Genomic DNA, 14225 nt, shown 5'->3' with positions numbered 1-14225 from the left:
CATCCCCACCGCCGCACGTCCTGACCGAGTCCGACGTCAGACCCGGGAGGGTTCGCGCTCCGCTGCTCCGGCATCCGCGGTCGACGGCGCCGTGGCCGTGGCCGTGCTGGTGAGGGACACGGCGGGGAGGCCGGCGTTCCTGGTCGCACGCGCCTTTCGCGCCTTCGGGCGACCGTGAGTGACGTAGATCGGCAGTCCGACGAACAGCAGCCCTCCGACGAGGTTGCCGATCACCGTCGGCAGCTCGTTCCAGATGATGTAGTCCCAGACCGTGAAGTCGGCTCCCATCAGCAGGCCCGAGGGGAACAGGAACATGTTGACGATGGAGTGCTCGAAACCCATGTAGAAGAAGAGCATGATGGGCAGCCACATCGCGACGATCTTCCCGACCGTGCTCTCGGAGACCATCGCCAGCACGACGCCGGTCGAGACCATCCAGTTGCAGAGCACGCCGCGGATGAACAGGCTCAGCATGCCCGCGGCGCCGTGGTCGGCGTACCCGACCGTGCGCCCGTGACCGATCTCGCTGATGGCTTCGCCCACCGCACTGGGCGCGGTGGAGAATCCGTAGGTGAAGTAGACGGCCATCAGGATCGCGACGAGGAACGCGCCGCCGAAGTTGCCGAGGAACACGAGTCCCCAGTTGCGCATCAGGGAACCGAAGGTGGCACCGGGGCGGCGATCGAGCACGGCGAGCGGCCCGAGCGTGAACACTCCGGTGAGCAGGTCGTAGCCCAGCAGGTACAGCATCACGAAGCCGACCGGGAACAGCACCGCGCCCAGCAGGGGCTGGCCGGTCTGGGTCGAGACCGTCACCGCGAAGGCGGCGGCGATCGTGAGCAGGGCCGCACCCATGAAGGCGCGGATGAGGGTGTCGCGGGTGGACAGCTGGAGCTTGTACGCGCCGGCGTCGGTCATGCGGACGGCGAGCTCGGCGGGTTTGACGTAGGACACGGGACCTCCACGGGGACAGGAGCACGGATGCTCGGCTGGGTCGAGCATGACCGAGCGCGGTTTCCGGGGCGGACCGCCGAGGTTACGGCTGTGGACCGAAGCGCTCACATCGGCCGGAGGACGGTGTGAGGACTGTCGATCCGCGCACGCCGGCGGCGATCCGCGTCGCCGCCGTGATCGTTACGCATCTGTGAGCGGATCGTTCGCTCCCGGAAACACGGTCCGTGATCTCCGGGAAACATGTCCCGTCTAGCGTCACCGGTACGGCATGATCGCCGCCGACAGGAGCAGCACGGAATGAACGACTCGAGCCCCGCCGAGATCCTGATCGTCGGTGCGGGAATGGCCGCGCAACGCTTCGTGGAGGAGATGCTCCATCGTGCGTCCGACCCGGTCCGAGTGACGGTGATCGGAGACGAGGCCCGGCCGCCGTACGATCGCTCGCGGCTCGGCGATCTCTTCCTCGGCGCGGTGCCCGAAAATCTGCTCCTGGACGCGTCGGTGTTCGACGACGACCGTGTCGAGCTGATCGTCGATGATCGGGTGCTGCGCATCGACCGGCGTGCGCGGACGGCCCTCACCCGGTCACGACGCGTGCACCGCTACGACACGCTCGTCCTGGCCACCGGGGCGTATGCGGCTCGCGTGGCCGTGGACGGGTCGAGCCTCCCCGGATGCTTCGCCTATCGCACCGTCGATGATGTGGAGGAGCTCCGCGACTTCGTCCAGAACCGCAGCGCCGAGCTGGGCCGAGACCTTCGCGGTGTCGTGATCGGTGGGGGAGTGCTGGGTCTGGAAGCCGCGGGTGCCCTGCAGGCGATGGAAGTGGATGCGACGATCGTGCAGTTCGCGGATCGGCTGATGTCCACGCAGCTCGACGGCACGGCCGGCAGCATCGTGAAGCGCCATCTGCAGGCCCGGGGGATCGCGGTCCGGACCGGGACGCGCGCGACCCGGATCGATCCGGACGAGTCCGGAGCCGTCACCGCCATCGAGTTCCAGGACGGCACGTTCCAGCGAGCCGACGTCGTGATCTTCACGGTGGGAACGCTCGCCCGGGACGAACTCGCGCGCAACAGCGGAATCGAGGTGCACCCGCGGGGTGGGGTCGTGATCGACGCGCAGTGCGGCACGTCGGACCTCGCGGTGATGGCGATCGGGGAGGTCGCGAACTTCGGCGGACGCTGCGTGAGCCTGGTGGCACCGGCGCGCGAGATGGCGGAGGTCGCGGTGGACCGACTCCTCGGCGGCGACCGGACGTTCTCGGGATACGACGAGTCGGCCGCCGTCACCCTCGCGGGTGTGGATGTCGTGAGCTTCGGCGATGCGCTGGCGTGCACCCCGGATGCCGTGGACGTCCTGTACGCGGACCCGATCGCCGGGGTGTACAAGAAGCTGGTGCTGGCGGAAGACGCGCACACGCTCCTGGGCGGGATCCTGATCGGCGATGCATCGGCCTACGGGTCGCTGCGTCCGCTGGTGGGCGCACGGCTCAGCGGCGATCCGTCGTCGTATGTCCTGCCCGCCCGGGGCTGAGCGCCGGGGCCCGCTCCGCGGTGGCCTAGCCGGTGGGGGCCTCGGACGGAGCCGGCACGGGAGTCTCGGGGACCGAGGTGTCGATCGGCGCCGGTGTGGACGTCGGGGACGGGGTCGGCATGGGGTCGGATGCCGTCACCTGGGCATGCACGACCTGGCTGACCACGGCGGCGGCGACGATGAGGGCACCGGCCACGCCGGCGATCACGTTGTCACGCACGCGGCGACGGATCTGGCCCTCGTGCCATGCGGTGCGGGCGGCATGGATACGAGCGCGTTCCGCCTGAGCGCGAGCCTGCTGTGCGTTCCTCGATCCGCGTGCGGCCATGCCCGTGTTCCCCTCACCCCGTCGGCGGTCGACGTCGCCTGAGAGCCTACCGCCGTGAAGGTCGTGCCCCCGCATTAGCCTGGAGTCATGACGTCTCCTGCCGCGCTGCTCTCCGGGCAGACGCCCCTTGCCGTGCGCATGCGCCCGGTGTCGCTCGACGAGGTCGCCGGCCAGAAGCACCTGCTGCGTGCGGGGTCGCCGATCGTCGCTCTCGCAGACCCCGACGCGTCGTCGCCCGGCGCGGTGTCGATCATCCTCTGGGGCCCGCCCGGAACGGGCAAGACCACCCTCGCTCAGGCCATCGCGCGCTCGTCCGGGCGCCGCTTCGTCGAGCTGTCCGCGATCACGGCCGGGGTGAAGGACGTGCGCGAGGTCATGCAGGAAGCCATCACCCAGCGCGACCTCTACGGCCAGACCACGATCCTGTTCCTCGACGAGATCCACCGCTTCACCAAGGCCCAGCAGGACGCCCTGCTGCCCGGTGTCGAGAACGGCTGGGTCATCCTGATCGCCGCCACCACCGAGAACCCGTCGTTCTCCGTGATCTCGCCGCTCCTCTCCCGGTCGCTGCTGCTCACGCTCCAGGCACTCACCGACGACGACATCGGGGTGCTCGTGGACCGCGCGGTGAGCGATGCCCGCGGCCTCAACGGCGTCGTGACGCTGAGTGAGGAGGCGCGATCCTCTCTCATCCGTCTCGCCTCCGGCGACGCACGTCGAGCGCTGACCGGTCTCGAGGCGGGTTCGGCGGTGGCGCTGTCGCACACGACGAAGTCGGCGAAGAAGAACGCCCCGGTGCCGGAGGTGTCGGCCGATGACATCGCCCAGGCGGTCGACCGGGCGCTGCTGCGGTACGACCGTCAGGGGGACGAGCACTACGACGTGATCAGCGCGTTCATCAAATCGATCCGGGGATCCGACCCCGACGCCGCGCTGCACTATCTCGCCCGCATGATCGAGGCGGGGGAGGATCCGCGGTTCATCGCGCGCCGGCTGGTCATCTCGGCCTCGGAAGACGTCGGCCTGGCCGATCCCCAGGGGCTCGTGATCGCTGTCGCGGCGGCCGACGCCGTGGCGTTCATCGGAATGCCGGAAGGACGGATCCCGCTCGCGGAGGCGACGGTGTACCTCGCGACGACGGCCAAGTCGAATGCCGCCTACACCGGCATCGACGCGGCGATCGCCGACATCCGCACGGGCGGGTTCGGTCGCGTCCCCCTGCATCTGCGCGACGCGCACTACCCGGGAGCCAAGCGGCTCGGCCACGGTCGGGGCTACGTGTATCCGCACGACGCCGAATACGGGATCGTCCCGCAGCAGTACCTTCCGGACGAGCTCCAGGGCCGCCAGTACTATCAGCCGAAGACGCTCGGCACCGAACGGGACATCTCCGCGCGACTGGAGCGCATCCGACGGATTCTCGGCGATCGATGACCGTCGGCCGGATCTGTTAGACTTGATCGGCTCGAAACCGTGTTTTCGGGCATCTCCTCGTTCACATCCCACCTTGACGGCGCCCCGGCGTGCGCTCCAAGGCAGAACGCGGACGATACGTCCGTGAGTCGTGAAAGACGCGACCACGTCATCGGAAGGACAGCTTCGTGACCACGAAGTCCCAGGACCGCCGCAAGGTTCGGCTCAGCCGCGCCCTCGGCATCCCGCTCACCCCGAAGGCCGCCCGCTACCTCGAGAAGCGTCCCTACGCTCCGGGTGAGCACGGCCGCACCAAGCGCAAGGCCGACAGCGACTACGCCGTCCGTCTGCGTGAGAAGCAGCGTCTGCGCGAGCAGTACGGCATCCGCGAGAAGCAGATGCGCAACACCTTCAACGAGGCACGTCGTCACGACGGCCTGACCGGTGAGAACCTGGTCGAGCTGCTCGAGATGCGTCTCGACGCGCTCGTCGTGCGTTCGGGCTTCGCCCGCACCACGGCACAGGCTCGTCAGCTCGTCGTGCACCGTCACATCCTCGTCGACGGCCAGCTCGTCGACCGCCCGTCGTTCCGCGTGAAGCCGGGTCAGCTCATCCACGTCAAGGCCAAGAGCGAGGGCACCGAGCCCTTCCAGGTCGCAGCCGCCGGCGGTCACGCCGAGGTCCTGCCTCCCGTTCCCGGCTACCTCGAGGTCGAGCTCGACAAGCTCCAGGCTCGCCTGGTCCGTCGCCCGAAGCGCGCCGAGGTCCCCGTGACCTGCGAAGTGCAGCTCGTGGTCGAGTACTACGCGGCTCGCTGAGCGAAGCACGCAATCACGCAAGAGGCGTCGGGGGTTCCCGACGCCTCTTGTCGTTTCCACCTACGATGGATACACCGCGCCTTCGCGGATACAGGGCAAGGATGGCGTCATGAAGAACATGCAGTGGTTCCTGATCGGTGTGATCGGCGGCTTCGTCGCCGCTCACTTCATGAACAAGGACCCGCGTGGACACGACATCCTCGCCGAGGTCGACGCCCGCATCAACGGGTTCACGGCGATCATCGGCGATGCCTACCGCGAGCAGGAGGCACGGCTCACGGAGCCGGGCAAGAACTGAATCCACGCCGCGCCTCGGCGCAGCATCTTCACGCAAGGACACCCGGACCCTCATGAAAACTGCGGAGATCGCGCAGCGCTATCTCGACTTCTTCGAGAAGAACGACCACGTCATCGTCCCCTCCTCCTCGCTGGTCAGCGAAGACCCGACGCTGCTGTTCACGGTCGCCGGCATGGTGCCGATGATCCCGTATCTGACCGGCGTGGTGCCCGCACCGCATCCCCGCATCGCGGATCTGCAGAAGTGCATCCGCACCAACGACATCGAAGAGGTCGGCCGGACTGCGCGCCACGGCACGTTCTTCCAGATGCTGGGCAACTGGTCCTTCGGCGACTACTTCAAGGAGGGCGCGATCCGCTACGCCTGGGAGCTGCTCACGAGCTCCGAAGCGGATGGCGGACTCGGTTTCGACGAGAAGGACCTCTGGGTCACGGTGTACGAGACCGACGATGAGGCCGAAGCGATCTGGCGCGACACCATCGGCCTGAAGCCGGAGCGGATCCAGCGACTCGGCCGCGCCGACAACTACTGGAACACCGGACAGCCGGGCCCCGGCGGGCCGGACTCGGAGATCTTCTTCGATCGCGGACCGTCGTACGGCAAGGACGGCGGCCCCGCAGCCGACGACACCCGCTTCCTCGAGATCTGGAATCTCGTGTTCATGCAGGACTTCATCGAGAACATCCGCGGCAAGACCGAGTTCGACATCGTCGGCGAGCTGCCGATGAAGAACATCGACACCGGCATGGGTCTCGAGCGCGTCGCCTTCCTCAAGCAGGGCGTCGAGAACATGTACGAGAGCGACCAGGTGCGCCCGGTCCTCGACCGTGCTGTCGAGCTCTCCGGACGTCGTTACGGTGTGGACCACCAGGACGACGTGCGCTTCCGTGTGATCGCCGATCACGTGCGCTCCTCGCTCATGCTGCTCTCGGACGGGGTCCGTCCGTCGAACGAGGGCCGCGGGTACATCCTGCGTCGCCTGATGCGCCGCTCCGTCCGTGCCATGCGCCTGCTGGGCGTCGACGAGCCGGTGTTCCCGGAGCTGTTCGCGACGTCGCGTGACGCGATGAAGTCCGCCTACCCGGAGCTCGAGAAGGACTGGCCGATCCTGTCTGCCTCCGCCTTCGCGGAAGAGGAGACCTTCCGCCGCACGCTCGCGCAGGGATCGACCATCCTCGACCTCGCGCTCGACGAGACGAAGAAGGGCGGCGGCACGACCCTCAGCGGGCCGGAGGCCTTCCTCCTGCACGACACCTACGGCTTCCCGATCGATCTCACGCTCGAGGTCGCCGAGGAGGCCGGGCTGGATGTCGACCGCACCGCGTTCGACTCCCTGATGCAGGAGCAGCGCTCGCGCGCCAAGGCCGACGCCCTGGGTCGCAAGCGCCAGCTCGCCGATGTCTCCATCTACCGCGATCTGCGTGCACTGGGCGAGACCGGTTTCGACGGGTACACCGCTCTCGAGGTCGAATCCCGCATCCTCGGCATCCTCGTCGACGGGCTGCCGGTGCGCAGCGCCGCGGAAGGCCAGATCGCGGAGGTCGTGCTCGCGGAGACGACGCTCTACGCCGAGTCCGGAGGACAGGTCGCCGACAAGGGCACCATCGTCGGTCCCGGTTTCGAGCTCGAGGTCCTCGACGTGCAGCGCCCCGTGCCCGGACTCATCAGTCACACCGTCGAGGTCAGCCGCGGCAGCGTCGCTGTCGACGATGCCGCCACCACGGTCGTGGACGCCGCGAACCGCCGCGCCGCACGCCAGGCGCACTCCGCGACGCACCTCGTGCACGCGGCCCTGCGCGACACGCTCGGACCGACCGCGACGCAGGCCGGTTCGCTGAACCGCGCCGGCTACATGCGCTTCGACTTCAACTGGTCGCAGGCGCTGTCGGGGGAGACGCGTTCCGAGATCGAGGAGATCACGAACCGCGCGGTACAGGACGCCCTCGAGGTCACCACCCGCGTCATGTCCCTGGACGAGGCCAAGGCCGCCGGCGCGATGGCCCTCTTCGGCGAGAAGTACGGCAGCGTCGTGCGGATGGTCGACATCGGAGGTCCCTGGTCCCGAGAGCTCTGTGCAGGCACCCATGTGGGGTCCAGCGCCGAGATCGGGCTGGTCAGCGTGGTCGGCGAGTCGTCGGTCGGCGCGTCCAACCGGCGCATCGAAGCCCTCGTCGGCGCGGACGCCTTCCGCGACCTCGCCGCCGAGCGCGCACTCGTCTCGCAGCTCTCCAGCTCGCTGAAGACGCCGCGCGAGCAGCTGCCGGAGCGCATCGCCGACCTGGCCGCGAGTCTCAAGGCGGCCGAGAAGCGCATCGCTCAGTTCGAAGCCAAGGAGCGCGCAGGTCAGGTCCCCGCCATCGCGGAGGCCGCGGCTCGCGTCGGAGCCTTCCGAGTCGCGTCGCAGTCGCTGGGTGACGTCGCTTCGGCCGACGACGTGCGCGAGCTGGTCCTCGGCGTGCGCGAGCGTCTCGGCTCGGATGCCGCCGTGGTGGCTCTGGGAGCGATCGTGAACGGCCGACCGGTCGTCGTGATCGCGACGAACGACGCCGCACGCTCCGCCGGGGCGAAGGCCGGCGCGCTCGCGAAGCGGGCCGCCGGAGTGCTCGGAGGTGGAGGCGGCGGTCGCGACGACGTCGCCCAGGGCGGCGGGACGGATTCGGCGGCGCTGTCGGCGGCGCTGGATGCCATCGCCCAGGAGCTGCGCGCAGCGTGAGCGGATTCCGCCGCGGAGTGCGGCTCGGAATCGACGTGGGTCGTGCGCGCGTCGGGGTCGCCCGCTGCGACCCCGACGGCATGCTCGCCGTCCCCGTCGAGACGGTGCCGCGCTCGGAGACCTCGATCGATCGTCTGCTGGAGCTGGCGCGTGAGTACGAGCCGCTCGAGTTCGTGGTCGGGCTTCCGGTCAACATGAAGGGCAGCGACACCGCGTCGACGGTCGACGCGCGCGATTTCGCGCAGGAGATCCAGACGCGCTCGAAGGTCCCGGTCCGGCTCGTGGACGAACGTCTGAGCACGGTGACCGCGCACGCCGCACTGAGATCTTCCGGGAGATCACAGAAGAACTCTCGTAGCATTGTGGATCAGATCGCCGCTGTCGTCCTTCTGCAGCAGGCGATCGACACGGAGAAGAGCACCGGGAACCCGGCCGGTGCCACGATTCCGCCAGACGAGGAGCTCGCCTGAACATGGCCGAACGCGAGGGCGATCCCGCCCAGAACGACGCAGATTCCCGCCTGGGCGATCTGTTCTCGAATCTTCCCGACCCGGTCCTGCAGAGTCCGACGGTCGACAACAGCGAACCGACTCCCGGATCGCGCCGTGCGGCGCGCGAGGCGGCCGGTGCGCGGCAGACTCCGCCCGCTGCGGCGGACCAGCAGGTGCCGACGCCGGGCGAACCCGACCGGAGTCTCCCCGTCGCCGACGCACAAGAGGGTGAGTCCACCCCGCGGGCGACGCCCGCGGTGCCGTCGACGTCGAGCGGATCCGCTGCGGCGGACGACGCCAACCCCTTCGTCGTGGGCGCTCCCGCGACGACGGCCTCGGCCACCTCGGCAGCCTCTGCCGGGCCGGTGCTCGGCGGCGGCCTCGACGAGCTCTTCGTGGCTCCGGACGAGGAGCGCAACCGCGCCCGCGCGCCGAAGAGGCGTCGTACCGGATGCCTGATCGGGCTGATCATCGTGCTCGCCGTGCTCGGCGGCATCGCGGCGGGCGGCGCGTGGGTGTGGAACACCTACGGCGACCGGATCAGCGATGCGCTCGGCTGGGGCGAGCCCAAGGACTGGGAGCCGGGCATGGCGACGGGCGAGGCGCTCGTCACGATCCGGTCGGGCGACACGGGTGCTCCGGTCTCGACGACGCTCTTCGAGGCGGGCGTGACGAAGACCGAGGACGTCTTCTACGACTACCTCGTCGCGGAGGACCCGACCGCCGTCTTCTACCCCGGCGTCTACAAGCTCCAGCAGAAGATGACCGCGGCCGACGCTCTCGCCGCGCTGCAGAACGAGGACAACAGGCTCGCGAACACGGTGTCGATGGGGGAGGGCGCCACCATCGCATCCTCGCTGTCCGGCATGGCGGAGACGCTCGGCATCCCGGTGGAGGACTTCGAGGCCGCCGTCGCCGACCCGGCCGCCTACGGCGTCACGGCGCAGAGCCTCGAGGGATGGCTGTTCCCGGCGGTCTACGAGTTCGATCCCGAGGTCACGGCGACCCAGGTCATCCAGCGCATGGTCGATCGCACCCGGGAGTCGCTGGCCGCCGCCGGGGTCCCCGAGGCCGACGCTGAGCGGATCCTCACGATCGCATCGATCATCCAGCGCGAGGGACGCACGGACGACTTCGCCAAGGTGTCGCGAGTCATCCAGAATCGCCTCGACATCGACATGATGCTGCAGATGGACTCCACCGCGCAGTACGGCTACGGCTCGCTGCACGAGGGCGTGGTCTCCAGCTCCGCCGAGGCGCTCGCGGACCCGAACCCGTGGAACACCTATGTCAACACCGGCCTTCCCGTGACGCCGATCGCGAGCCCGAACGACGCGGCGATCGACGCGGCGATGCATCCGGCGGACGGCCCCTGGCTGTACTTCGTCACGATCGATCTCTCGACCGGAGAGACCCAGTTCTCCGAGACGTACGAGGAGCACCAGGCGGGAATCGAGAAGTGGCAGGCGTGGTGCCGGGAGAACCCGGATGCCGGATGCTGACGCCGTGAGCCGGTCTCGTCTCGCGGTATGGGGCGACCCGATCGCCCACTCGAAGTCGCCGGCCCTGCATGCCGCCGCCTACGCGGTGCTGGGACGGGACTGGACATACGAGCGACGCCGGGTGGCGGAGTCGGAGTTCAGCGCGGCCCTCGGATCGCTGGGCGACGACTGGCGCGGGTTGTCCCTCACGATGCCGCTCAAGGAGCAGGCCTTCCGCGCCGCGATGACGCGGGACCGACATGCCGAGCTCACGGGCGCGGTGAACACGCTGCTGCTGGGACCGGTGATCGCCGGCTTCAACACGGATGTCGGCGGCATCGTCGATGCTCTCGGCGAGGCGGGAATCTCGACGGCGCCCTCGGTGCGGATCCTCGGCGCCGGCGCGACCGCGGCCTCGTCCTTGGTCGCCGCGGCGGAGATGGGCGCCTCGCACGTCGAGGTCCGCGCCCGTCGGCCGGAACGTGCCGCCGGTCTCGCCGACCTCGGTCCGCGCCTCGGAGTCACCGTCACCACCGCACCGCTCGACGCGCCCACTGAGGCCGTCGATCTCACGATCGCCACACTCCCGAGCGGAACCGCGTTGGACCCCGACGTCGCCGATCATCTCGCGGCAGCCGGGGGAGCGCTGTTCGACGCCGCCTACGCGCCCTGGCCGTCCGCACTGGCCACCGCCTGGGGCGCAGGCCCCGTCATCTCCGGGCTCGGGATGCTGCTGCATCAGGCGGTGCGCCAGATCCGCATCTTCCATCAGGGCGACCCCGACGCGGCGTTGCCCGACGAGGCAGGCGTTCTCGCGGCGATGCGCGCGGCTCTCTGAGCGCACCGCCACCTCCCACGGCGACATGCGGCGCGGCACAGCGCCCCGGGCATGGGAGACTGGAGCAATGCTCCGCGTGCTCACGGCCGGCGAATCGCACGGCCCAGAACTCATCGCCGTCATGGAGGGTCTGCCCTCCGGCGTCCCCGTCTCGTCCGAGGCCATCCAAGCCGACCTCGCCCGGCGCAAGCTGGGCTACGGTCGCGGTTCTCGCATGAAGTTCGAACAGGACCAGCTCACGATCTCCGGCGGCGTGCGCCACGGCAAGACGCTGGGCAGCCCGGTCGCCCTGCGCATCGGCAACACCGAGTGGCCGAAGTGGATCGAGGTCATGAACCCCGAACCCATCGAGATCACCGACAAGTCGCGCGGCCGCAGTGCTCCGCTGACGCGTCCGCGTCCGGGCCACGCCGATCTGGTCGGCATGCAGAAGTACGACTTCGACGAGGCGCGGCCGATCCTCGAACGGGCCAGCGCTCGAGAGACCGCCGCCCGCGTGGCGCTCGGAGCGATCGCGCGCTCGTTCCTCTCCGAACTCGGCATCCGCCTCGTCAGCCACACGCTGTCCATCGGTCCCGTCCGCGTGCCCGACGGCGCGGCGCTCCCGACCCCGGACGACGTCGACGCCCTCGACGCCGATCCGCTGCGCTGCTTCGACGCGGCGACCTCCGCCCGGATGGTCGCCGAGGTGGACGACGCGAAGAAGGACGGCGACACGCTCGGCGGCATCGTCGAGGTGCTCGCCTACGGTCTTCCGCCGGGACTCGGCTCGCACGTGCACTGGGACCGCCGTCTCGACGCGCGTCTCGCGCAGGCGCTGATGAGCATCCAGGCGATCAAGGGCGTCGAGGTGGGTGACGGATTCGAGACCACGCGCCGCCGCGGTTCGGCCGCCCACGACGAGCTCTTCGCGACCGACGGCGGCATCACGCGCGGCTCGGATCGCGCCGGCGGCACCGAGGGCGGCATGTCCACGGGGACCGTGCTGCGGGTCCGCGCCGGGATGAAGCCGATCGCCACCGTCCCGCACTCTCTGCGCACGATCGACGTCTCGACGGGCGCCGATGCCACAGCGCATCATCAGCGCTCCGACGTGTGCGCGGTACCCGCTGCAGGTGTCGTCGCCGAGGCGATGGTCGCGGTCGAGCTCGCGAACGCGGTCCTGGAGAAGTTCGGTGGCGACAGCATCCGCGAGACGCGTCGCAACCTCGAGGGGTACCTCGCCGGTATTCCGGAGGAGCTGCGCACGACCCCGGCGTCCGAGGCAGCGCTCATCGCGCATGACGAGCGCGGCTGACCCGCTCACGCTGGTGCTCGTCGGCCCGATGGCCGCGGGCAAGACCAGTGTGGGACGACGCGTCGCCCGACGACTCGGCGTGCCCTTCATCGACACGGACAAGCGAGTCGCCCGGGAGCATGGTCCCATCGCGACGATCTTCGCCGAGCACGGCGAGGAGCACTTCCGTCGCCTCGAGCGTGCGGCCGTGGCGGCGGCTCTCGAAGAGGGCGGTGTGATCTCGTTGGGCGGGGGTGCGGTCACGGACGCAGGCACCCGAGAGCTGCTGCGGGCGCACCCGGTGGTGTTCCTCACCGTCTCGCCGGACGCCGTGGCCGATCGGATCCGCGGGGCGAGTCGCCCGCTTCTCGCCGGCGACGACCCGATCGCGCAGTGGAAGAAGATCTTCGCGGAACGCCGCGACTGGTACGACGAGGTCGCATCCGCCACATTCGACACCTCGCGGCTGCCGATGCAGCGCATCGCCGCGGACATCGTGACATGGAGAGAAGAGCAGGGATGAGCACCACCACCATCAGCGTCACCGGGAACGACCCGTACGACATCACGATCGGACGGGGGATCCTCGACCAGGTGTCGGCGTCGCTGTCCCCGGGCGTGCGCAAGGTCCTCATCGTGCACCCGCCCACCCTGGCCGTGCGAGCGGCGGAGCTGCGTGATCGCCTGCTCTCCGACACGGGCTCCGGAGCCCGCGAGGTCCTCCTCGCCGAGATCCCGGATGCCGAACAGGGCAAGCGCATCGAGGTCGCGGCCTTCTGCTGGCAGGTCATGGGCCAGGCCGACTTCACCCGCACCGATGCCGTGGTCGGCTTCGGTGGCGGTGCCGTGACCGACCTCGCCGGATTCGTCGCGGCGACCTGGCTGCGCGGCATCGAGGTGGTGCACGTGCCGACCACGGTGCTCGGGCTCGTGGACGCGGCCGTGGGCGGCAAGACGGGGGTGAACACCGCGGAGGGAAAGAACCTCGTGGGGGCCTTCTGGGCGCCGCGTGCCGTGATCGGCGACCTCGACGAACTCGCCAGCCTCAGCCCGAACGAGGCCACCGCAGGCTACGCCGAGGTGGTCAAGGCCGGTTTCATCTGGGCGCCGGAGATCCTCGACATCATCGAGGCCGACCCCGTGCGGGCCGTCGATACCACGACCCCCGAGTTCCGCCGCGCCATCGAGCTCGCGATCGACATGAAGGCGCAGGTGGTCTCCAGCGACTTCCGCGAGGCCGGACAGCGGGAGATCCTCAACTACGGGCACACGCTCGGTCACGCCATCGAGCACGCGGAGCGCTACCGCTGGCGCCACGGAGCGGCGATCTCGGTCGGCATGCTGTTCGCGGCCGAGCTGTCCCGGCTCGCGGGACGGTTGTCCGATGACGCCGCCCTCCGGCATCGCTCGATCCTGGAGTCGCTGGGGCTGCCCACGTCCTACCGGGCCGGGGCCTGGCCGCAGCTGCTCGCGACCATGCAGCGCGACAAGAAGAGCCGTGGCGGCATGCTGAGGTTCATCCTGCTCGACGACATCGCGAAGCCCACGGTGCTGCAGGCGCCCGACGAATCGCTGATGTTCGCGGCCTACCAGGAGGTCGGCGAGTGACGCGCCGCATCCTGCTCGTCAACGGACCCAATCTCAACCTGCTCGGCACGCGGGAGCCCGAGGTGTACGGCACCGCGACCCTGGCGGATGTCGAGGCGCTCACCGCGTCGGCCGCCGCCGAGTTCGACGTGGAGGTGCGGGCGATCCAGAGCAACCACGAGGGCGTGCTGATCGATGCGATCCACGCGGCGCGCGAGGACTGCCTCGCGATCGTGATCAACCCCGGCGGTCTCACGCACACCTCGGTCTCCTTGCGGGATGCCCTCACCGGGGTCGCGCTGCCGTTCGCCGAGGTGCACATCTCCGACGTGTACGCGCGTGAGGACTTCCGCCATCACTCGTACCTGCACGACGTCGCGCGGGTGCGCGTGATCGGCGAGGGCGTCGAGGGGTATGCGAGCGCCGTGCGTCGGCTTCTCGCCCTCATCCCGTAGAATCGACTGTCGGCCGTGCCTGAGTCTGTCTCCGGGC

At 69.6% G+C, this 14225-nt stretch carries 14 protein-coding genes; 12 read left to right on the top strand and 2 right to left on the bottom strand.

The features are described 5' to 3' along the window. Nucleotides 1–36: 36 nt before the first annotated feature. Nucleotides 37–954: a formate/nitrite transporter family protein gene (locus ACWA14_RS07730; protein WP_463792167.1), complete on the bottom strand. Its 918-nt coding sequence runs from the start codon at nucleotides 952–954 to the stop codon at nucleotides 37–39. Nucleotides 955–1251: 297 nt separating this feature from the next. Here ACWA14_RS07730 and ACWA14_RS07725 point away from each other — a divergent pair, with 297 nt between their 5' ends. Next, on the top strand, nucleotides 1252–2490 hold the full coding sequence (locus ACWA14_RS07725) for an NAD(P)/FAD-dependent oxidoreductase (RefSeq protein ID WP_463797356.1): 1239 nt from the start codon (nucleotides 1252–1254) through the stop codon (nucleotides 2488–2490). Between the two features lie 25 nt (nucleotides 2491–2515). Here ACWA14_RS07725 and ACWA14_RS07720 read toward each other — a convergent pair whose 3' ends face one another. Next, complete coding sequence (locus ACWA14_RS07720; protein ID WP_463797355.1) at nucleotides 2516–2818, bottom strand: hypothetical protein; 303 nt, start codon at nucleotides 2816–2818, stop codon at nucleotides 2516–2518. Between the two features lie 87 nt (nucleotides 2819–2905). Here ACWA14_RS07720 and ACWA14_RS07715 point away from each other — a divergent pair, with 87 nt between their 5' ends. The 11 genes from ACWA14_RS07715 to aroQ all read left to right on the top strand — a co-directional run bounded on the left by ACWA14_RS07715 (nucleotide 2906) and on the right by aroQ (nucleotide 14188). Beyond that, the gene (locus ACWA14_RS07715) at nucleotides 2906–4252 is read left to right on the top strand and encodes a replication-associated recombination protein A (protein WP_463797353.1); all 1347 of its coding nucleotides are present in this window, start codon (nucleotides 2906–2908) and stop codon (nucleotides 4250–4252) included. A gap of 167 nt (nucleotides 4253–4419) precedes the next feature. Beyond that, entirely contained in the window at nucleotides 4420–5049 is a 630-nt protein-coding gene (rpsD, locus tag ACWA14_RS07710) for a 30S ribosomal protein S4 (protein WP_136056777.1), read from the top strand. Nucleotides 5050–5158: 109 nt separating this feature from the next. After that, a complete protein-coding gene (locus ACWA14_RS07705; protein WP_463797351.1) occupies nucleotides 5159–5347 on the top strand; it encodes a hypothetical protein in 189 nt (62 codons plus the stop codon). A gap of 52 nt (nucleotides 5348–5399) precedes the next feature. Further along, nucleotides 5400–8060: an alanine--tRNA ligase gene (gene alaS / locus ACWA14_RS07700; RefSeq protein ID WP_463797350.1), complete on the top strand. Its 2661-nt coding sequence runs from the start codon at nucleotides 5400–5402 to the stop codon at nucleotides 8058–8060. After that, the gene (gene ruvX / locus ACWA14_RS07695; RefSeq protein WP_463797349.1) at nucleotides 8057–8530 is read left to right on the top strand and encodes a Holliday junction resolvase RuvX; all 474 of its coding nucleotides are present in this window, start codon (nucleotides 8057–8059) and stop codon (nucleotides 8528–8530) included. The genes alaS and ruvX overlap by 4 nt, the downstream gene beginning before the upstream one ends. A 2-nt stretch (nucleotides 8531–8532) precedes the next feature. Further along, nucleotides 8533–10053, top strand: coding sequence for an endolytic transglycosylase MltG (mltG, locus tag ACWA14_RS07690; protein ID WP_463797348.1), 1521 nt, complete (start codon nucleotides 8533–8535; stop codon nucleotides 10051–10053). A gap of 4 nt (nucleotides 10054–10057) precedes the next feature. Then, nucleotides 10058–10870 (top strand): shikimate dehydrogenase, encoded by an 813-nt coding sequence (locus ACWA14_RS07685; RefSeq protein WP_463797346.1) that lies wholly within the window; start codon nucleotides 10058–10060, stop codon nucleotides 10868–10870. 67 nt (nucleotides 10871–10937) lie between these two features. Beyond that, nucleotides 10938–12167 carry a chorismate synthase gene (aroC, locus tag ACWA14_RS07680; protein WP_463797344.1) on the top strand — a complete coding sequence of 410 codons (1230 nt, stop codon included), beginning with the start codon at nucleotides 10938–10940 and terminating at the stop codon, nucleotides 12165–12167. Beyond that, the gene (locus tag ACWA14_RS07675; RefSeq protein ID WP_463797342.1) at nucleotides 12151–12669 is read left to right on the top strand and encodes a shikimate kinase; all 519 of its coding nucleotides are present in this window, start codon (nucleotides 12151–12153) and stop codon (nucleotides 12667–12669) included. The genes aroC and ACWA14_RS07675 overlap by 17 nt, the downstream gene beginning before the upstream one ends. Then, entirely contained in the window at nucleotides 12666–13754 is a 1089-nt protein-coding gene (gene aroB, locus ACWA14_RS07670) for a 3-dehydroquinate synthase (protein ID WP_463797339.1), read from the top strand. The genes ACWA14_RS07675 and aroB overlap by 4 nt, the downstream gene beginning before the upstream one ends. Beyond that, nucleotides 13751–14188: a type II 3-dehydroquinate dehydratase gene (gene aroQ / locus ACWA14_RS07665; RefSeq protein WP_463797338.1), complete on the top strand. Its 438-nt coding sequence runs from the start codon at nucleotides 13751–13753 to the stop codon at nucleotides 14186–14188. Before aroB ends, aroQ begins: the two co-directional genes overlap by 4 nt. The last annotated feature ends 37 nt before the right edge of the window (nucleotides 14189–14225 follow it).

It is taken from the genome of Microbacterium sp. TW_SC_2, assembly GCF_055361165.1.
Note: the sequence above shows the minus strand (reverse complement) of the source record. Positions and strands in the feature narration are given on the sequence as shown.